The sequence below is a fragment of the Spirosoma sordidisoli genome (assembly GCF_004138325.1).
GTDB lineage: Bacteria > Bacteroidota > Bacteroidia > Cytophagales > Spirosomataceae > Spirosoma > Spirosoma sordidisoli.
Genome location: NZ_SBLB01000004.1, coordinates 402,080 through 421,778, shown reverse-complemented (window position 1 = coordinate 421,778; position 19,699 = coordinate 402,080). Strand labels below are relative to the sequence as shown.

The following is a 19,699-nucleotide window of genomic DNA, read 5'->3' as shown; positions in this document are numbered from 1 at the left end:
GCGAGGATAAACTGTGAATATCTGATCGGCATGCAAAATACAATGGCCAGCTGGTTAAAACCCGACTCTAATCATTATTTACTTGGGTTTATTCACTTTTGTACCCATGAACTTCCGACAGCTTCTTCTCGTACTGATTTCGGTACCTGCCCTGGCTCAGACAACAGCTCCTGCCAGTGCAACTACCGACTGGACTACTACCTACTGGCCTGCGCGCTGGATTCTGCACCCAACGGCGCCGGCCCGGCAGTATGGGGTGTTTCACCTGCGAAAAGCCATTGACCTGCCGCAAAAGCCGACCCGCTTCGTTGTACATGTTTCGGGCGATAACCGGTATCGACTGTTTGTGAATGGTCGGGCGGTGCTGCTGGGGCCGGCCCGCAGCGATACGCAGAACTGGAATTACGAAACGATTGATCTGGCGCCGTATCTGCAGGCTGGGCGGAATGTGCTGGCCGCGCAGGTCTGGAACATGGGCGAGGGCATTCCTTTCGCGCAGATGAGCTACCAGACCGGATTCGTGCTGCAGGGCGACACCGAGGCTGAAAAAATAGCCAACACCGACGCCAGCTGGAAGGTATATCAGAACCCGGCTTACTCGCCTATCAAGAACGATATCCCCAAACTACGAACCTACATCGTAGCGGGTGATGGCGACCGGGTCGATGCGGCCCGTTATCCCTGGGGGTGGGAGCAACCCGACTTCAACGACAGTGCCTGGCTGGCGGCCAAACCGTTTGGCTTTCCAACCAAGCCCCGCGGACTCGGCACCGATGGGAACTGGGGGCTGGTACCCCGTCAGATTCCGATGATGGAAGAACATCCCGAGCGACTGACGGCCGTTCGGCGGATAGAGAACGGACAGATGGAGGCCGCCTTCTTGCAGGGAAAAGCGCCCGTAACCGTTACTGCTAATAAAAAAGCGGTCTTTCTGCTTGACAATGGGGTGCTGACAAACGCCTACCCGGAACTGACCGTAAGCCGTGGCAAAAACGCGGTAATCACCCTGAGCTATGCCGAAGCCCTGATCGACGCAGCCGGTAAAAAAGGAAACCGGAACGAGGTGGAAGGCCGGTCGTTACGCGGCTTCGACGATCAGTTCATAGCCGACGGGTCGGACCGCCGTACGTTTCGGCCACTCTGGTTCCGGACGTATCGGTACCTGCAGCTGACGGTAGAAACCAAAGACGAACCGCTCGTACTGAACGACCTCGTCGGGCAATTTACCGGCTACCCATTCGAGCAAAAAGGAACGTTTACCGCAAACGCGCCCACATCAACAACATCCACACCGGGCGCGTCTACGCGTGGCGACTCGTCGTTGCAGGGGATCTGGGACGTGGGCTGGCGAACGGCCCGGCTTTGTGCGGGCGAAACCTACTACGACTGCCCTTATTACGAACAGCTGCAGTATACCGGCGATACGCGTGTACAGTCGTTGATTTCGCTGTATGTGGCGGGTGACGACCGGCTAATGCGCAAAGCCATTCTCGATTATGACCACAGCCGCTTCAATGACGGGCTGACCCAAAGCCGCTATCCCAGTGCGGACTTTCAGGTAATACCGACGTTTTCGCTCTTCTGGGTCTGCATGATCCACGATTACTGGATGCACCGGTCCGACGATGCCTTCGTCAAGTCTATGATGCCCGGCGTACTGAGCGTGCTGAACTGGCACGAAGAGCGGCTCGATAAGAACGGGTTGAATGGGCCGCTGCTCTGGTGGAATTTTGTGGACTGGGCCAAGTGGCAGAACGCGAAAGATGAGGTGGCGGGTGGGGTGCCGCCGGGCGCTAAGAAGGGTGGGTCCAGCATTTTAACTTTACAACAGGCTTATACCTATTTCCGCGCGGCCGATCTGCTGGCCCATTTTGGTCAGAACGAACGCGCCGAGCATTACCGCGAGCTAGCCCGTCGGCTGAACAAGGCGGTTTACGCCCAATGCTGGGATGCCGGACGGGGCCTGCTGGCCGATACACCCGCGAAAAACAGCTTCAGCCAGCATGCCAATCTGCTGGCGATCCTGACCGACGCTGTGCCGAAAAATCAGCAGGTGGCTTTGTTGACAAAAACAATGGCCGCTACGGATATCATTCAGGCTACCTTTTATTTCAAGTTTTACCTATTCGAGGCTCTGAAGAAAACGGGTCTGGGCGATGAGCTGGTGCCGCAACTCAAGCCCTGGCGCGATATGCTGGCTATTGGCCTGACTACCTTCGCCGAAAACCCAGAACCAACCCGCTCTGATTGTCACGCCTGGAGTGCCTCGCCCCTGTATGCGCTCCTGTCGACGACCTGCGGCATCCAGCCTGCCGAGCCGGGCTTCCGCACGGTGCGCATCGAGCCGGCCTTCGGTACGCTGACCCGTGTTGATGGCCGCGTGCCTCATCCGCAGGGTGAAATTGCTGTCAGCTTCCAGAAAACGGCAGCGGGCGGTTTGACCGGCAGCGTGAGCTTACCCGAGAAAATGACTGGTACGCTGCGCTGGAAAGGCAAAAGTCTCCCTCTGAAAGGAGGCACGCAGACGGTAAGTTTATAAGACCAGTTTCTGTCGGGTCGGCTACAGCAAGCTGGCGCCAACAACCTGTCCGTTGTCCGTTCGCTGAACGTAAACCAGTACGCTGCTTTGATCTGGACCGAGGCCATTGGGTATCGCCAGGGTGGCGCTGCCCGACGACCCCGCCTGGTCGATGGTCCTGAACTGCCGTACGATGTTGGTGTTGACAAGCGTTCGCCCCCCGTTTTCTCCGTTGCCGACGGCGGTACGGGCTTCTTTCTGTACGAGGGCGATATTGACGCGGTAAGGCCCTTTCGCCGACAGCGTATAGGTCACCGTCAGGATTTTGGCCGTACGACTCATCTGGCCGTTTACTGTTACAAATGAGGAAGCCGGTTGTTTTTGAATGGCGGCAACAGCCTGCTCAATGCGGCTTCGCTGGCCGCCAATGATGTCCTGTTGTCCATTTACGATCAGCTGGGGCGTATAGGTTTGCGTACGTAGCTGCCGGTTATACTGCCGCTGCCGATCGGTGAATTGCCGACTGCTGAACGGGTCCTGCCAGCCAAGCCGGTTCCAGTAGTCGACGTGAAACGACAGGCCGTATACCGCCTGGCCGAAGCGGGCGGCTTTTTCAGTGATTTCCTGTAAAGCCCGGTCAGCGGGTGGGCAACTGGAGCAGCCCTGCGAGGTGAACAACTCCAGCACCACGACCGGCTGCGCGGCTGGTTTGACGGGTGCTGGTATCGACTCGGCTGGGGCCAGCAGCAGGGTCACCGCCAGCCAGAAAAATGCGTTCATGAGTCACGTTGTTGAGTGATGATGCAGGGCTGCTGTGAACGGTACACAAGCCGTTTTACAGACCCAGATAGTAGTCGTAACCACGCTCGGCCCAGAAGTCGCGCGGGCGGGTGTCGGAGAAGAAAATCCGGCCAATGCGCTTGAGATTTTTGACGCCGTATTTGTGCGGAATAATCAGCCGGATGGGGGCGCCGTGCTGGTTGTTGATCGGCAGCCCGTTGAGTTCGTAAGCCAGTAGCGTTTGCGGATGCAGCGCACTTTCCATGTCGATACCCACATAATACCCTTTGTCAGGCGTCTCCATACCGACAAACGAATACAGATCGGTCGGACTGTCCGGCGTAGGGACATTGCCGCTTTTGGTGCCGAGTTTGTAACGCTCCAGAAAATCGGAGAGCCGCACGCCACCCCAGTGCTGAATCTGACTCCAGCCTTCCACGCATTTAAAATCATAGATCAGCTCCTGCTTCGGCAGCGCCCGGACGTCGTCCATGGTAAGAAGGAGCGGCTCCTGGTTTGGCCGGTCGATCTGTAGCTTCCAGTCGGTCGGCAGGGGTGCGCGTAACCCGTCGAAGCCGTTTACGCGCGGTTGTTTAGCCGCTTCTTCGCGGAGGTAGGTCTTAACCAGGTTAGTGTTGCTGAAATACGTACGGGCAATCTGTTCGTTGGCATCCAGTACCCGGCGCAACGGTTTTTTCATGCCCAGGACCTTCGGGCTGCTTTTAATCCACGAATAAACGCCGAACGGAACGGTGGCGGCCAGCGCGAACAGCCCAAACGAGCGGAGCGTTCGACGACGTATGGCTGATTCGGGAGCGTCGCTTTCCGGGAGCTTGGGTTCGTCATCGATTTTCATGACAGGGCAGGGTGTATGGGTGCAGGGGCGGGGGTGGGGTCGGGTTGGGGCTCGGGGGCCGGCCGAAGCGGCTGTCCAGGGTCGTCGGGTTTTTGTAATTCGAAACCCGTAATCATACTCTGAAAGTTGGTCCAGCCCGCCCGGATCACCTGCGCAATATGCACCACAAAAAACAGCACGTACCCGACCGTCAGCGCAAAGTGAATCAGCCGGGCGGTTTCGTAGCCCCCCGACAGGGCCGTGAGCCAGTAAAACTGCGTCGGCTTGTAAATGGCATATCCTGTCAGAACAGACCCGGCGCCCATGATCATGATCGAGAAGTACGCAATCTTCTGCGCACCGTTATATTTGACGAAGGGCGGCTGGGTTTTACGTAGGCCCAGATCATAGGCCGTAACCTGAATGGCTTCCCGAAAGGAGTGACGGTTCGGGACCAGGTGGCGCCACTCGCCCGATACAATCGTATAGCCTACGTACAGCAACCCGTTGAGCAGGAAGAGCCACATGAACACGAAGTGCCACGCCATACCCTCGGCCAGTCGGCGCGATAATCCCAGTGCTTTATAAAATCCGTCCGGAAAGAAGGAGATCAGTGTCCAGTCGCCCAGCACGATTTTGTACGGGTCATAGGCCCAGTAAATGAGCAGGCCGCTCCAGATCATGATGAACAGGACCGGGAAGTTAATCCAGTGAAACCAGCGGATGGCCAGCGGGTGTTTATGAACGATGCGTTTCATGACAAAGGCAGATTCGGGTACGTAAGCTACCGGTTTGCCGGTACGTACGCAAACAAAATAGGTACCGATTCCGCTACGACCGACCGGCCATCAATCAGGCGGTTACGGCTTCGGTAGTCAAAGCGGGCGCGGCCGGAAAATCGACGGGAATCTGGGTGATGCTGTGGAGGTAGTTTGAGATGACTTTATCACCAATGAGCAGCAGCAGATCCACCAGGGCGCTCTGCGCATAACCGGCTGCTACAAACTGGTCGATCAGCTGGTTGTCGGGATGACCTTTCGTTTCGGTGATGGCTTTAGCCAGTTTCACCAGCGCATCGAGTTTGGGGTCAAAATCGGCATGGCCCGCCCGTAGCTGCAGCATCTGCTCGTCGGAGAACCCGTTCAGTTTGCCCAGCGCGGTATGGGCTGCCTGGCAGTAGACGCAGTTGTTGGCCTGAGAGACCACGAGGTTGATAGCCTCCCGCTCTTTGGCTTTAAAAACACCCTTGGTCTGGCTTTGCTGAAAGGCGAGGTAAGCCCCCAGGCCATTGTCAGACAGGCCGAACGTGGCGTACAGGTTCGGTACAAAGCCTAATCCTTTTTGCAGGTTGTCGAAGAGTTGCTGGTTCTGGGCCGAGACCTGGTCGCGGGTTGGTACGTGAAACGTTGCCATTGTCGTGTTGTGTTATGGTGAATTGACAAGACAAAGGTGCAGCCAGTGAAGCCACCCGAAAATGGATGTATTTCCCGCCCTGTTATCAATTCTTCCCGATGGTTAGCCAGCAGAAGCTGCCAGGCCGTGTATTCCCAGTTTTTTGAACGTCGATGGCGGCTGACCGGTCTGTTTTTTGAAGAACCGACTGAAATGCGACACTTCATCGAAGCCCAGCTCGAAGGCAATTTCCTTGGTCGACTTATCGGTATAGAGCAGCAGCCGTTTGGCCTCCAGCGCAATGCGCTCATGAATAATTTGCAGCGGACTTTGCTGATTGTAGAGGGCAAACAGATTGGCCAGGGTTTTGGGCGATTTGTTCAGCAGGTCGGCGTATGCGCTTACGGTATGCAGGCTGCGGTACTGGTTCTCAACGAGCAGGTTGAACCGGCGCACCAGGTTAAGGTCGGCTTCGGATAAGTCAGGATTCAGGTACTGCTCTTTAGCCAGCCGCGTCAGCTTAATGATCAGCCGCTTCAGCAACATCCGCAGCATTTCGCCCTGAATGGTATCGCGGGTCGAAAACTCGTCGTCGAATACCATCAGCAGCGCTTCGAATTTGCGTTGCTCGGCTGGACTAAGCTGCAGGAAGAGCGGATTCCGGGCGCCATAGAACAAAAAGCCTACGCACGAGACTTCTTTGTCGTGGTCAACGATGCAGTAGAAATCCCGGTCGAACTGCCAGGCAACGACCGCGTCGGGATTGGCAAACCCGAACGACTGATTGACCATGAGCGGTAACACCGTCTGCGCCGGAAACGCATATGTCACTCCATCGATCGTGACCGGTTGCGCTCCCCCCGTATTCCAGGCAATGGTCAGCAGGCGTTGAGGATGCCGGTTACCCAGTCGGTCGCTGAAAAAGTGGCGGCCGAAACCGTTCTCCCGGCAGATCAGCTGTAGAACGCCATTCGTTTTCGGTTCGGTGTAGGTATAGACCATAAGGTGTAGGTACAGACCATAATCGGTATAGGTGAGCCAGACGGAGGCTATAAATATATAAATACTCCTGACGCGCTTTACCTTTGTTCCATTGCTTACCCTTACGTTGATGATCATTCATACCCTCGATACCGGCCCCTTCAAACTCGATGGGGGCGCTATGTTCGGCGTTGTCCCGAAAACCCTCTGGCAGCGCACCAATCCGGCCGACGACCGAAATCTCTGCGACTGGGCACTGCGTAACCTGCTCATCGAAACGACCGATGCCAGCGGCAAACCCCGGCTGGTGCTGGTCGATACCGGGGTAGGAGATAAGCAGGATGCCAAATTTTTCGGCTTCTATGACCTGCCCAACGGCAAAACACTCGTGCAGGCTGTTGAGCAAGCCGGCTACGCACTGAGCGAGGTGACCGACGTCCTGCTGACGCATCTGCATTTCGACCATGCGGGCGGAGCCGTTCGCTGGGCCGATACGGGCCGCACCCGCCTGGAGCCGACCTTTCCGAGGGCCACCTACTGGAGCCATAGTGGCCAGTGGCAATGGGCTATGCAGCCTAACCCCCGTGAGCGGGCTACCTACCTCCAGGAAAACATCATGCCGCTGCACGAAAGCGGCCAGCTCCGCTTTTCGGATCAGAGCGAGCTGGGAATTCCGGGCATCGAACTGCTATACGTCGACGGCCATACCGAGAAAATGCTGATGCCCCGGCTAAAGACAGCCGGCAAAACCCTGCTGTTCTGCGCCGATCTGATTCCGTCGACTTCCCACGTGCCGGTTCCGTACGTGATGGGTTACGACGTGCGCCCGTTGCTGACCATGGATGAGAAAACGACCTTCCTCGAGCGCGCTGTCGACGAAGACTGGCTCCTCGTTTTCGATCACGATCCCTATTGCGAAGCGGCCACCGTTGAGCGGACCGAGAAGGGCATTCGGGTGAAAGACAAGGGGCGGCTGGCCGACTGGTTGTAAGTCTGCTGGCGGACAGGAGCGACACAAACCAAATGTCCGTACGTACCGTTATCTGACCAATACGTCAGACAGTATGAAAATCGGTTTGGTTTTATCGGGCGGGGGCGCCCGTGGCATTGCCCATCTGGGTGTAATCAAAGCCTTGCAGGAAATGGGTATTCGCTTCGATCAGATTGCGGGTACCAGCGCGGGAGCTATTGCCGGGGCGTTACTGGCGAACGGCTACACGCCGGACGAGAGCCTGAAAATTATTGAATCGTCGTCGTTCGTGCGGCATCTGCGTCCGGCCTGGAACCGTATGGGGTTGCTCCGCATCGATACGGCCGTCGACTTATATAAGAAGTACATACCGCATGATTCATTCGAAGGGCTGCAGATACCGCTGCACGTAGTGGCGGTTGACCTCAATGAAGGTGAGCAGGTTGTTTTCGATCAGGGCGAGCTGATCCGACCCGTGCTGGCGTCCTGTTGTCTGCCGGGTATCTTCGAACCACTACTGATCAATAAGCGGCAGTACGTAGACGGGGGCGTTCTCAATAACCTGCCCGTTGAAGTAATCGAACACAAGGTTGACCTGGTCATTGCATCGCATACGAACCCGTTTGGGCTGGCCAAGCCGATCCGGTCCATGCGGGGGGTCATTGAGCGCAGCCTGATTCTGGCGGTACAAAGCAAAACCAGGGAGAAGTTCAACCGCTGTCAAGTGCTGATTGAGCCGGCTGATCTGGCTGGCTACAGTCCCACCGATGTCAGCAAAGCGCGCGAATTATTCCGGATCGGTTATCAGCACGCACGTTCCATGGCTGGCTTTATCGATAAAGCCCTCTCGCAACCCATGAACAACGAATCGATATAAAGCCAATCAGTTTACTGGACAAACTTATTTCTGCCATGCCGGGACACATGTTCCGGCATGTTGCTTTTCTGGCCGATTCAATAAGGCAAGAGATGCGGAAATAGGACATAACTGCTAATCGGGCAATTGGCAAAACCCTCTGAGTCAGTTGGCGTAGTTTAACTTTTCCAAGTTCTTTTAGAAAGATACTTAAGCATACTTACTAAATAAGTTATTTTAATGTGTTGATAAATAGTAAATAGAGTATTAATTACTAAGTAGTATAAAGATGGCTTTTAGAATAATATTCTATCTATTTGTATTAAGTCAGAATAAAAGATTGTTTAAAATATATTAGACAAAGAATTTGCCCGATAAATCAGCTTTATTACTTTTGTAATAACTACAGTGTTTTCTTAACCTAACTTAAATCAAGTATGAGTAGAATTTTACTTGTGGGCTTGCTGTTAGTATGCTCACTCTGCGTTCCTGTATGGGCGCAGGAGCGAACCATTACGGGTAAGGTAACGGCTGCCGAAGATGGCTCGTTAATGCCCGGGGTGTCGGTAGTGGTTAAGGGCACCACGCGTGGCGCGAACACCGACGCCAGCGGTGCTTACTCGATCACTGTACCGGACAAAGCCACGAAACTGGTCTTCAGTTTTGTAGGCTCAGCTTCGCAGGAAGTTGAAATCGGGAACCGGTCGGTGATCGATGTCAAGTTGGCTAACGACGCCAAACAGTTGGGCGAAGTGGTGGTAACCGCACTTGGTCAGCAGCGCGACAAAAAAGCGCTGGCCTACGCGGTCACCAACGTAAAGGGCGATCTGCTCCAGCAGCGTTCCGAGCCGGATCCATTGCGCGCTTTATCGGGTAAGGTTCCGGGCGTAAACATTACGGCTGGTAACGGAGCACCTGGAGCGGGTACTCGTATCACGATTCGGGGTAACAACTCATTTACAGGTAACAACCAGCCTCTGTTCGTTGTAGACGGGATTCCGTTCGACAACTCGGTAAACGGAAACCAGGGGTACAACCAGAACACCGTTTCTACCAACCGGGCGTATGATATCGACCCCAACAACATCGAGACGATGACAGTGTTGAAAGGCGCTGCTGCGTCGGCTCTGTATGGCTCGCGTGCGGCTAACGGGGTTATCGTGATCACCACCAAATCGGGGAGCAAATCAGCCCGTAAAGGATTGGAAGTTAACTTTAACACGTCTTATTCTGTAGAGAACGTATCGACCATCCCTGATTATCAAAACACCTACACGCAGGGCTCCAACCAGACCTACAACGGTGGTTTTATCGGAAACTGGGGAACGGTTTTCCCAGCCGAAGTAGACCGGGTCAATGCTGCGCTGGGTTTTGAACGGTATTCTAAAGTAATTGATCCGGACTATCCGGCCGGCACCATTCCGCACCCACTGGTCGATGCTACGGTTCCGTACGGCGCTGCGCGGTATCAGACCGCCTTCCCGGAATTGCTGCAGGCCAATGGTCGGGGTATCGCCGTTCCACTGGTGCCGTATGACATTATCGGCGGCTTTTTCCGGCAGGGTAAAGTACTGGAAAACGGCATTCAGATCACGTCGACGGGCGACAAAACGTCGCTGAACGCGTCGGTATCGCGGATGAAGAACGAAGGGATCATCCCTAACTCATCTACCGATCGTACCACGCTTAGCTTTGGTGGTAACGCTACGCTGAACAACAATATCAACATAGCGGGTAGTGTGGCCTACACGAACACCAACCAGCAGAGCCCACAGTCGGGAGCCGGTTATTACGCTGATTATGGTGGACTGGCTTCTGCTGGCTCTATCTACGGCCGGTTGTTCTACCTGCCCCGTAACTACAATCTGAGCGGCTATCCGTTTGAGAACCCGGTCGATGGATCAAACGTATTTTACCGCGCACTGGATAACCCGCTCTGGACGGCTAAATACAACCTCTACAACTCAGGCGTGAACCGGATATATGGAAACATGACCCTGAGCTACGATGTAGCTCCCTGGCTGAACCTGACTGCCCGGGGTGGTATCAACACCTACTCTGAAACCCGCAAAAACGTGATTCGCCCTGGCGGTACGTTCGTGCCACTGGGATCGGTTTTGAGACAGGATCTGACCAGAACAGAGACGGACTTTACCTTCCTGGCTACGGCGCAGCACGACTTTTCGGAGCGTTTCAATGCCAAGCTGTTGCTTGGTTTCAACCCCAACCAGCGCACCTACAGTGAATCGGGTATTGCGGGTGCGCCGGTTATCGATCCTAACGTGTTGACCATTGGCGGTACGCTGAACCAAACAGCTGCCGATTACCGGTCTCAACGTCGTCTGTACGGTATTTTCAGTGAATTAACGCTGGGTTATAACAATTACCTGTTCGTAACGGCATCGGTACGGAAAGACCATTCGTCAACGCTGCCTGCCGGTAATAACAGCTATTATTACCCGGCCGTGTCGGGCTCGTTCGTCTTCACTGACGTACTAAACCTGCCCAAAAACATTCTGAATTTTGGTAAAATCCGGGCTAACTATGCTAAAGTAGGTAAAGATGCTGATCCGTATCAGGTGTTTACTGCCTACAACCTGGGCCGTACGTTCTATAACGGTACCGCCATCTCGGTAGCGGGCTTACCCAGCCAGCTGAACAATATTGCCCTGAAGCCTGAGTTTACGGCTGAAGTTGAGTTGGGCGCTGAATTGCAATTTTTTAACAACCGGATCGGTATCGACGTCGCTCACTTCGACCGGGTGTCGACCGACCTGATCGTAACCCGTGAGTTGCCCCGCGCAACGGGTTTCTCTACGGAGATCACGAACGCCGGTAGAATCTCCAACAAAGGGTGGGAAATTGGCCTTACGCTCGTGCCCATTCGGACCGCCAGCGGGTTTACCTGGACGTCGTTTGCTGCTTACACACGCATTCGCTCACTGGTAGAAGATGCGGGTCCGGGTGGTGAAATTTTCATCGGCGGTACCGGTCTCTCGTCGTTGGGAACAATTTTCCGGAATGGCCTGCCATACGGACAGATCATCGGTTCGGTCAATGCCCGTGATGAAAGCGGAAACCTGCTGATCAACCCATCGACCGGTCTGCCGATCCGCGCGGCCAAGTCAGCCATCATTGGTGATCCCAATACCAACTACACCATCGGCTGGACAAACACGGTGAATTTCAAAAACTTCACGTTGAGCGTATTGACCGACTACAAAGCTGGCGGTAGCCTGTTCTCAAGTACAGCGGCTTCGCTTCTGCTCCGTGGTCAGTTGAAAAATTCGGAAGATCGCGAAGGAATGCGGGTAATTCCGGGCGTGCTGGGTGACCCGGCTACGTATAAGCCACTGGTGGGTGATGATGGCAAGCCCATCAAAAATACCATTGCCATGTCTGCTTTCCAGTATCACTTCACCGACGGATACGGTGCTTACGGTGCCGACGAGGTCAATATCTACGATGCCTCTGTGGTCCGGTTACGGGAGATTTCGCTGGGCTACAGCGTACCCAAGGCCTTCCTGCAGCGGTATGCTAAGGTACTGGGTAGCCTACGGATCTCGGCATCGGGCCGTAACCTGTGGTTCTACGCGCCCAATATGCTGAAAGGGCTCAACTTCGATCCTGAGGTACTGTCGAACTTCGCTGACTCAAACATTCAGGGCTTCGATCTGGGCGCTTCCCCATCTACCCGTCGTTTTGGCATCAACCTCAACGCATCATTCTAACTCTGAGCTGAAACGCCAATTACCCGGCGTTTCAGCTCGATGATCAACTATTACTCAGAGAAGTACATGACAAACTATAAGAATGTATTCAGGACACTAACACTGGCCGGGATCATCAGTGTGGCCAGTTCCTGTAGCATGACCGAACTGGATATTAACAAAGATCCTAACCGTCCTGCATCGGGTTCGCTAGCCCTGCTTATGCCTGTAGCTGAAAATGCAGCTATCAATGCGTTTAATGCGGTGAATGGAAGCGCCATGGGTTTTGCGGGTCTCTGGAGTTCTAACGACTCGTATAACCTGAGCAACACCAGCTTTCAGGGTACCTGGAATGCCGCCTACCAGAGTCTGCAAAGCATCGAGGAGATGCTGCGTGCTACCGAAGATGGCAAAAACCCCCGTTATCGCGGCATCGCGCTGGTACTGAAAGCCTATTCGGTGGGTAACTATGTGGATATGTTCGGCGATATGCCGTATACAGAGGCCTGGAAAGGAAACAGCGCCGAGCCTAACAAGACGCCCAAGTTCGATAAGGATGCCGATATATACGAAGATCTCCTGAAACTGTGTGATCAGGCAATTGTCGAACTGGCCAAGCCGCAGCCTGTGGCCGTTGGTGGCGACTATATGGGCTCGGGCAATGCTGCTACCTGGACCCGGATTGCCCGAACCGTTAAGCTACGTTTGTTGCTGACGTCCCGCAAAGGGCGGGCTAACGGCAATGCCGAACTGAAAGCCGCGTTCGATGCCGGTGGGTATATTACGACCCCGGCTCAGAACTGGACTTATCTGTACTCAACCCAGGTTTCGCCGGTCGATAACCGCCACCCCTGGTACTTTACGTACGCCGGTCAGGGTGACCCTACCTATATCAACCACCAGTTGATGGGTGAAATGATTCTGAACAAAGACCCGCGTCTGCCTTTTTATTTCTACCGGCAAACATCGCGGATCCTGGATCAGAACAACCCAACCGACCGCGGCACTACGCCCTTCGGCGGGTCATATCTGCCCCTGCGTGAATCGTTCCTGTCAGAATACAGGAGAGCGTTTAACATCACCGGTGCTATTCCGGCCGCCGACCTGGCCTACATTGCCGGCTACTTCGGCCGTGACCGGGCCGACGTGTCGGGTGCTGCGGCTGATGGTCCTCTGCGGACTGCGCCCGGTACCTACCCCGCTGGTGGCGTGTATTCAGACCGTAGTACGGCGGCTGTAGCGCTGACCGGGCAGGCTGCCCTGAACTATGGTGGTAACGGGCAGTGGCCTATTATTAACAGCTGGAATACCAAGTTTTACCAGGTTGAAGCCATCCTCGATGGAACCGGCGTCACCGGCGACGCCCGCGCGCTGTTTGAGGCCGCGATGCGTGAGCATATCGCCGTGGTGGTTGCGCAGGGGCTTAAGTCGGACCCGAGCAAAGCCAAAACACCTGCTACCGCCGAGGTAGATGCGTACGTGAAATCGTGGTTAGACCTGTACGATGCAGCAACGACCAATCAGGCGAAGCTGAACGTAGTAGCCAAGCAGATCTGGTTCTGCTCATGGGGGCAGGGGATGGACATCTGGAATTTCCAGCGCCGGACCGGTTACCCCATCCAAAGCCAGTTCAGACAGCTGTCTGTCGGTATTCAGGCTCCTATCTCGAAGCCTCCCCGTCAATACGCACTGCGGTTACCCTATCCGCAGTCGGAGGGCGCGCTTAACCCGAACGCATCAAAATACATCACTGACGTTGTTTTTGACCGCGATCCTGTCTTCTGGGACAAGGTGAAAGTGAAGTGGGAATTTTAATTAAGATTATGATCAGCTGAACCTCGAAACCAATGATCTGGCGAGGTTCAGCCGATCGACAAACTAAGAATAGCAATGAAAAAACTCTTTACATACTCGTTTATGGCAGCTATCACGCTACTGCTCAGCTGCCGCGATGAGTCACTTGATCCAAATAAGCCCTGGGAGCCAGGCGTACACGGTTGGGGCGTTTTTGATGGTGTTGCCGAAGCGGGCAAAGCCAACATTGCCGCCAATGCCAGAAACTTCCCGCTCACCGGGCAGGATAACTCAAAGATCGATTTCAAGATCCGCTGGGTGTCTCTCGATAATAAGTTGACAGTTAGTAAAATAGCTATCAAGGTCGACATGATCGAGTCCTACACGGATCCCGATGGTAACCCCAAAACGGTAGCATTAGGCGGTGGTGGCCGGGTTGTCAAAACGATTGATGCGCCGGCGGCCAACCGTCAGTGGAACAACTTCTCGATCACGCCCGCTGAAATCTACAACCTGTACAAAGATGCTACGGTGAAGTATGATAAAGTCAACGCTGTTAAAGTCTTCGAAAACCCAGCCCGGCCTCGTCCGGCGGGCGCCCGCCTGCAGGGGCCCCTGGTTGTAGGAGGCAAACCGGTAGCTAATGCCGACGCTTTCCTTGTAACCTGGGAGCTGACGACTAGCGATGGGCTTGTCTTTAGGGTATGGAACGAGGACAGCATCTGCCTCGATCCGACTCCTGTTTCTCAGGCCAACGCGAACTGCCGACTGAGCTTCACCGTTCGTTAACTGGCATTCGAACATGCTTAAAGCAGCAGGCTCAGCAATGGGTCTGCTGCTTTTTATTTATCTTCGGACGATGCGTACGCTATACTGCTGGCTAATACTGATTGGCATTAAGGGCACAGGACTGGCTCAGGTACCTACGTTCCTGACCGATGTGCAGCCGATCATTATACGAAACTGTACTACCCCCTGTCATCATACGGGTGGGGTAGGGCCGTTTCGCCTGCTTACCTATGACGATGTGGCTAAGCGAGGTAAGTTCATAGCCAGCGTAACCCGAACGCGCTACATGCCCCCATTTCCGGCCGACCGGCAGTTTCAGCATTACGCCAACGAACGCGGGTTATCTGACGCCGACATAGAAACTATTCAGGCCTGGGTGCGGGGCGGTATGAAAAAAGGAGAAACCCCAGCAGCGGTCAGCCGACAAAAAGAGGCTGCTTCCCTGGCGGCTACAGCCCGCCAGCCAGACCTGGTGTTTCGTATGAAACCATACCTAGTTCGGGGCGATGGGCAGGAAGATTTTCGGTATTTTCATGTGCCTATGAACCTCACGCGGGACATATGGGTAGAGGCCATCGAGTTCGTGCCGGGCAACCGGAAGCTAGTGCACCACAGCAGACTGATGGTCGACTCGACCGGTACAATGAGCGCCATCAATGGAATTGCCGAAGCGGACCCTAAACTACGCGAGTTTCAGCGGACGCCCCTGGCTGATGAGTTTCTGTACGGGTGGGTACCCGGTAATGACCGAGTCACGTTTCCAGCTGGTGCTGCCAAACGGATCCGGGCCGGTAGCGATCTCATTCTCAACATTCATTACGCGCCCTCGGCTAAAGAAGAGACGGATCAGTCGGAAGTTCGTCTGTATCTGGCCCGACAGCCCGTCGACCGGGTCGTACGAACCCTCAGCCTGACCGAAAATGACGTAACAAACCAGCCATTCCGGCTCGCGGCCAATACAAAACCTGTTTTTTATATGAAGTTCGGACCGCTGCCCGACAGTATCCGGCTGTTATCGGTCATGCCACATATGCACCGACTGGGCCAGTCGGTGAAAGCGTTTGCCATCACGCCCGATGGCGATGCTATCAACCTGATACAGATACCGGCCTGGGACTATAACTGGCAGCTGACCTATTTTTTTCGGCAGGCCCTGACCTTGCCGAAAGGCACAGTTATCCTGGCCGAAGCGCAGTATGATAATACCGATCAGAACCCGCTCAATCCAAACCGGCCTGCCCGAACCGTCGGCTACGGCTGGAACTCCACCGACGAAATGATGAACCTGGTATTCTACTACATCCGGTAGTTGGCGGTACTATTCGATCAGGCAGCCTACCGCTTCCGTTCTGGGCAGAGCTACCGCCTTACCGGCCAGTACAGCGTCTAGGGCATCACGCAGGTATGGCTGCGTAGCATCAGGCCGGTGTTTCCCGAGTGCTACGTACCAGTCATCAATAGCCCCCTGATACCGAATGCGCCCGCCAGGGTCGACCACGACTACTTCGGGAGTTACGGCAGTGCGAAACTGGTGGGCCAGTCGGGCACCCGGGTCGGGCCTGGCTTCCAGAGAAAGGTGGTACGTAGCACAGAAATGCCGGATCAGGCCGGGCGAGTCGGTGCGTAGCGGAAACAGGGCTACGAACCGGACGGCAGCCCGGTCGTACTGCCGGTGCAACGTTGTGAGCCGGCGTGCGTATTGCTGACTAATGGGGCATTCAGTATTCAAAAATACATATACCGTGATGGGCCCGGCGGCTGCAATGCATCGTGCCGGTGCAGTAAGCCCCAGCACCCACACCAATAGGATCGGAAAGAAGACAAATCGCCTGAGTAGCATGTGTATAATGTGGCGTTTGTAAAGAGCACATTATTTTGTTGGTTCCGCCGGGCTAACGGCCAAATTTTTATACAGTAAAGATACTTTTGTTCGTTGGTATTACGCTAAATTGTCCATATTACGCGCCCGTTTGCCTCCGCACGAGATGGCAAAAACGGATGGCGTACTGGATTACTCAACCCTAACCTGTTCTATGAGGAACAATTACCGATTATTTTGGGGGATTTTACTACTGCTGGCACCGGTTCAGTTACTGGCGCAGGGGCTACGGATTTCGGGGCGGGTTACCTCCGAGCAGGACGGGCAGCCCGTACCGGGGGTAAACGTAGTGGTTAAAGGAACAACGACCGGAATCAGTACCGATGCCAGCGGTAATTACAGCCTGACCGTACCGGGCGCCAATACGGTCCTGCTCTTCACGTCTATCGGTCTGGTGTCGCAGGAGATCAATGCTGGCAACCGGACCGTGGTGAACGTGGTCATGAAAGAGACCGTCAACGAACTGGCTCAGGTGGTTGTGACGGGCTATAATACTACCCAGCGAAAGGACATTACCGGCTCGGTTACCTCCGTCTCGCCTGATAAATTCAAAAACATTCCGGTTGCCAGCTTCGACCAGGCCCTGCAGGGGCAGGCGGCTGGTGTGCAGGTGACCCAATCGTCGGGTACGCCCGGAGGTGGATTAACCGTGCGGGTGCGGGGCAATACGTCCATTTCGGCCAGTAACCGGCCGCTGTTTATTGTCGACGGCGTGCCGGTAGAAGATGGTAACCTCACCGGCCGCGACTTCGGCGGGCAGCAGGATAACGCCTTTGCGCTCTTTAACCCGAACGATATTGAAAGCATCGAGGTGCTGAAAGACGCGTCGGCCAAGGCCATTTACGGCTCGCGGGCGGCTAATGGGGTGGTACTGGTCACCACCAAACGGGGGCGGTCGGGCCAGAAAACAACCTTTACGGCCGATGTCCAGCGGGGCCTGACGGAGATCATCCGCCGACCCGATATGCTGAACGCTACCGAACTGCTCGAACTCCAGCGCGAAGCGGTTACCAATGCCGGCCAGGACCCCGACCAGCGGGGGCTCATCAAAGGCGTGACGGACGGTGTCAATACCGACTGGGTAGATGAGGTGTTGCGCCGGGGCGTTTATCAGCAGTACCAGCTATCGGCCCAGGGCGGTAACGACAAAACCCAGTTTTACCTCAGCGGTAGCTACCGCGACGAGCAGGGCGTTCAGCTAAACAATGGCTTTACCCGCTATACGGCCCAGTTCAAGTTTGATCAGAAAGCGACTTCCAAGCTCTCGTTCGGAGCCAACATCACCGCTTCGTACGCGAAGAACAAACGGGTAAAAGGCGACAACTTTCTGGATGGCGTGTACTCGGGAGCCATCAAGAGCCTGCCGTATTACGCGCCCTACAACGAGCAGGGGCGCCTGTACGGGCCCAACGATCCCAACTACGCCGGGTTTCCTAACTTCAACCCGGTTGGCCAGGCCGTTTTGCCCCGGTTTGTCAGCTACACCGCCAAGTTTCTGGGGGGAGTTTACGGCGAGTATGAAATTATTCCGAACCTGCGCTTCCGCACTAAGGCCAGCGTAGATTATAACAACATCACCGAAGACAACTTCGAGCCCTCATCGACTGCTATCGGCGGATTTCTGGAAAGCGTTGGCGGTCAGGGCTATGGCGACTTCAGCAATACGACCCTTGCTACCCTGATCAGTACCAATACGCTGGCCTATAACTTCCAGCTGCCCGGAAAACACCGGTTCAGTACCCTGGCCGGGTTTGAGGTGCTGAGTCGGCAGCAGCGCAGCAATAACGTGCAGGGGCGGCTGTTCCCGAGCGACGATTTTACTTATATCCGCTCGGCCGGCGTTGTTGACCAGGGCGACTCGTACCTGCTCAACAGCGGGCTGATCTCGACCTTTGGCGAGGTCCGGTACGACTACGATGAGAAGTATCTGGCTACGATTACGGCCCGTTATGATGGCTCGTCACGCTTCGGTAAGGATCGGCAGTTTGGGGTGTTTCCGTCGGCCTCGGTAGCCTGGCGTTTATCCAGCGAGCCGTTCATGCAGCGGTTCCGTTTCCTGAACGATCTGAAACTGCGGGCCAGCTACGGCTTCACCGGCAACGAACGCATCGGCGATTTTCAGTTTCTGGGCACCTGGGCTTCGGTCACCTACAGCGGCTCTACCGGGGTTGGCCCGTCGGCGCTGGTTAATCCGCTCCTGCAGTGGGAGCGCACCCGCGAAGCCAATATCGGGTTCGATGCCTCGTTCCTGAACGGTCGGCTCAGCGTAACGGTCGATGCCTATGATAACCTGACGGATAACCTGCTCTTTGCACAACCCATTCCGCTCACGACCGGCTTTGGTTCCGTACAGGGCAACATCGGGAAAGTAGGCAACCGGGGTGTCGAGCTGACGATATCGACGGTCAACATCGACCGGGGCGGTATCCGCTGGAGCACCGACCTGAACCTGTCGCACAACCAAAATAAAGTGGTTGAACTGGTCAGTAACGAACCTATCTTCAGAGGCTACACAGCCGACGGCGTTAGCCGTACCAACGTCATTCTGCCGGGTCAGCCGCTGGGAACCTTCTGGGGGCTGAAGTTCCTGGGCGTTGACCCCGCCACGGGGAATGCGATCTACGACGATAAAAATGGTGACGGTCGTATCAGCCCCGAAGATGGGCAGGTGATCGGTAACGCACAACCCAAGCTGACCGGCGGCTTCACCAACCGGGTGAGCTGGAAAGGGATTGAACTGAGCGTGCTCCTGCAGGGATCGTATGGAAACAGCATTCTGAACTTCTCCAATACGACCCTGCTGAACGCGGGTGCCGACATCGAGAACAACCAGACGCGCAAGGCCCTGCAGCGCTGGCGCAAGGAAGGCGATATAACCAGTGTACCACGCTATGAGTTGGGCAACAGCTATAACAACTACCACAGCAGCCGTTTCCTGGAAGACGGTTCGTTTGTGCGGATTAAAAACCTGACCGTAGGCTACAACCTGCCCCGCCAGTGGGTTACCCGCTACGGCATGACCAGCGTCAGATTCTACGCGTCGGCTACTAACCTCTATACCCTGACACGGTATAGCGGTCCCGATCCGGAAGTGAGCACACTCGATGGGTCGACGGTCTCGCAGGGGATCGACTTCTTTACGCTTCCACAGGTAAAAACCATACTGGGCGGTTTATCCATCGTCTTTTAACCGCA

At 55.2% G+C, this 19,699-nt stretch carries 14 protein-coding genes; 8 read left to right on the top strand and 6 right to left on the bottom strand.

From position 1 onward, the window contains the following. Positions 1–106 precede the first annotated feature (106 nt). Positions 107–2,539 (top strand): alpha-L-rhamnosidase-related protein, encoded by a 2,433-nt coding sequence (locus EQG79_RS16650; protein WP_129602693.1) that lies wholly within the window; start codon positions 107–109, stop codon positions 2,537–2,539. Between the two features lie 21 nt (positions 2,540–2,560). Here the strand turns inward: EQG79_RS16650 and EQG79_RS16645 are convergent, their stop codons facing one another. The 5 genes from EQG79_RS16645 to EQG79_RS16625 all read right to left on the bottom strand — a co-directional run bounded on the left by EQG79_RS16645 (position 2,561) and on the right by EQG79_RS16625 (position 6,644). Beyond that, positions 2,561–3,298, bottom strand: coding sequence for a DUF1223 domain-containing protein (locus EQG79_RS16645; RefSeq protein ID WP_129602691.1), 738 nt, complete (start codon positions 3,296–3,298; stop codon positions 2,561–2,563). Positions 3,299–3,353: 55 nt separating this feature from the next. Continuing rightward, on the bottom strand, positions 3,354–4,154 hold the full coding sequence (locus EQG79_RS16640) for a molybdopterin-dependent oxidoreductase (protein WP_129602689.1): 801 nt from the start codon (positions 4,152–4,154) through the stop codon (positions 3,354–3,356). Next, the gene (locus EQG79_RS16635) at positions 4,151–4,891 is read right to left on the bottom strand and encodes a cytochrome b/b6 domain-containing protein (protein ID WP_129602687.1); all 741 of its coding nucleotides are present in this window, start codon (positions 4,889–4,891) and stop codon (positions 4,151–4,153) included. Before EQG79_RS16635 ends, EQG79_RS16640 begins: the two co-directional genes overlap by 4 nt. A gap of 94 nt (positions 4,892–4,985) precedes the next feature. After that, on the bottom strand, positions 4,986–5,546 hold the full coding sequence (locus tag EQG79_RS16630; protein WP_129602685.1) for a carboxymuconolactone decarboxylase family protein: 561 nt from the start codon (positions 5,544–5,546) through the stop codon (positions 4,986–4,988). Positions 5,547–5,648: 102 nt separating this feature from the next. Continuing rightward, positions 5,649–6,644 (bottom strand): helix-turn-helix domain-containing protein, encoded by a 996-nt coding sequence (locus tag EQG79_RS16625; RefSeq protein ID WP_240699375.1) that lies wholly within the window; start codon positions 6,642–6,644, stop codon positions 5,649–5,651. On the opposite strand from EQG79_RS16625, the gene EQG79_RS16620 reads away from it, so the two are divergent. The 6 genes from EQG79_RS16620 to EQG79_RS16595 all read left to right on the top strand — a co-directional run bounded on the left by EQG79_RS16620 (position 6,637) and on the right by EQG79_RS16595 (position 15,934). Continuing rightward, positions 6,637–7,497 carry an MBL fold metallo-hydrolase gene (locus EQG79_RS16620; protein WP_077924328.1) on the top strand — a complete coding sequence of 287 codons (861 nt, stop codon included), beginning with the start codon at positions 6,637–6,639 and terminating at the stop codon, positions 7,495–7,497. The genes EQG79_RS16625 and EQG79_RS16620 overlap by 8 nt on opposite strands. 73 nt (positions 7,498–7,570) lie before the next feature. After that, on the top strand, positions 7,571–8,353 hold the full coding sequence (locus EQG79_RS16615) for a patatin-like phospholipase family protein (protein ID WP_077924329.1): 783 nt from the start codon (positions 7,571–7,573) through the stop codon (positions 8,351–8,353). Between the two features lie 416 nt (positions 8,354–8,769). Continuing rightward, complete coding sequence (locus EQG79_RS16610; protein ID WP_077924330.1) at positions 8,770–12,063, top strand: SusC/RagA family TonB-linked outer membrane protein; 3,294 nt, start codon at positions 8,770–8,772, stop codon at positions 12,061–12,063. Positions 12,064–12,129: 66 nt separating this feature from the next. Then, positions 12,130–13,857, top strand: coding sequence for a SusD/RagB family nutrient-binding outer membrane lipoprotein (locus EQG79_RS16605; RefSeq protein ID WP_077924350.1), 1,728 nt, complete (start codon positions 12,130–12,132; stop codon positions 13,855–13,857). A 75-nt stretch (positions 13,858–13,932) separates the two neighbouring features. Further along, positions 13,933–14,625, top strand: a complete 693-nt coding sequence (locus EQG79_RS16600) for a hypothetical protein (RefSeq protein WP_129602683.1) — start codon at positions 13,933–13,935, stop codon at positions 14,623–14,625. A 13-nt stretch (positions 14,626–14,638) separates the two neighbouring features. Continuing rightward, positions 14,639–15,934 (top strand): monooxygenase, encoded by a 1,296-nt coding sequence (locus EQG79_RS16595; protein WP_240699374.1) that lies wholly within the window; start codon positions 14,639–14,641, stop codon positions 15,932–15,934. A 9-nt stretch (positions 15,935–15,943) separates the two neighbouring features. On the opposite strand, the gene EQG79_RS16590 is transcribed toward EQG79_RS16595, so the two are convergent. Then, the gene (locus EQG79_RS16590; RefSeq protein ID WP_129602679.1) at positions 15,944–16,465 is read right to left on the bottom strand and encodes a thioredoxin domain-containing protein; all 522 of its coding nucleotides are present in this window, start codon (positions 16,463–16,465) and stop codon (positions 15,944–15,946) included. A 193-nt stretch (positions 16,466–16,658) separates the two neighbouring features. Between EQG79_RS16590 and EQG79_RS16585 the strand changes: the two genes are divergently transcribed. Continuing rightward, a complete protein-coding gene (locus EQG79_RS16585) occupies positions 16,659–19,694 on the top strand; it encodes a SusC/RagA family TonB-linked outer membrane protein (RefSeq protein ID WP_077924352.1) in 3,036 nt (1,011 codons plus the stop codon). The last annotated feature ends 5 nt before the right edge of the window (positions 19,695–19,699 follow it).

Bases quoted from the DNA above. Each gene is read 5' to 3' on its own strand.
- EQG79_RS16645 (WP_129602691.1), bottom strand. From the start codon at position 3,298: ATGAACGCATTTTTCTGGCTGGCGGTGACCCTGCTGCTGGCCCCAGCC.
- EQG79_RS16620 (WP_077924328.1), top strand. From the start codon at position 6,637: ATGATCATTCATACCCTCGATACCGGCCCCTTCAAACTCGATGGGGGC.
- EQG79_RS16615 (WP_077924329.1), top strand. From the start codon at position 7,571: ATGAAAATCGGTTTGGTTTTATCGGGCGGGGGCGCCCGTGGCATTGCC.
- EQG79_RS16635 (WP_129602687.1), bottom strand. From the start codon at position 4,891: ATGAAACGCATCGTTCATAAACACCCGCTGGCCATCCGCTGGTTTCAC.
- EQG79_RS16595 (WP_240699374.1), top strand. From the start codon at position 14,639: ATGCTTAAAGCAGCAGGCTCAGCAATGGGTCTGCTGCTTTTTATTTAT.
- EQG79_RS16610 (WP_077924330.1), top strand. From the start codon at position 8,770: ATGAGTAGAATTTTACTTGTGGGCTTGCTGTTAGTATGCTCACTCTGC.
- EQG79_RS16625 (WP_240699375.1), bottom strand. From the start codon at position 6,644: ATGATCATCAACGTAAGGGTAAGCAATGGAACAAAGGTAAAGCGCGTC.
- EQG79_RS16585 (WP_077924352.1), top strand. From the start codon at position 16,659: ATGAGGAACAATTACCGATTATTTTGGGGGATTTTACTACTGCTGGCA.
- EQG79_RS16630 (WP_129602685.1), bottom strand. From the start codon at position 5,546: ATGGCAACGTTTCACGTACCAACCCGCGACCAGGTCTCGGCCCAGAAC.
- EQG79_RS16650 (WP_129602693.1), top strand. From the start codon at position 107: ATGAACTTCCGACAGCTTCTTCTCGTACTGATTTCGGTACCTGCCCTG.
- EQG79_RS16600 (WP_129602683.1), top strand. From the start codon at position 13,933: ATGAAAAAACTCTTTACATACTCGTTTATGGCAGCTATCACGCTACTG.
- EQG79_RS16590 (WP_129602679.1), bottom strand. From the start codon at position 16,465: ATGCTACTCAGGCGATTTGTCTTCTTTCCGATCCTATTGGTGTGGGTG.
- EQG79_RS16605 (WP_077924350.1), top strand. From the start codon at position 12,130: ATGACAAACTATAAGAATGTATTCAGGACACTAACACTGGCCGGGATC.
- EQG79_RS16640 (WP_129602689.1), bottom strand. From the start codon at position 4,154: ATGAAAATCGATGACGAACCCAAGCTCCCGGAAAGCGACGCTCCCGAA.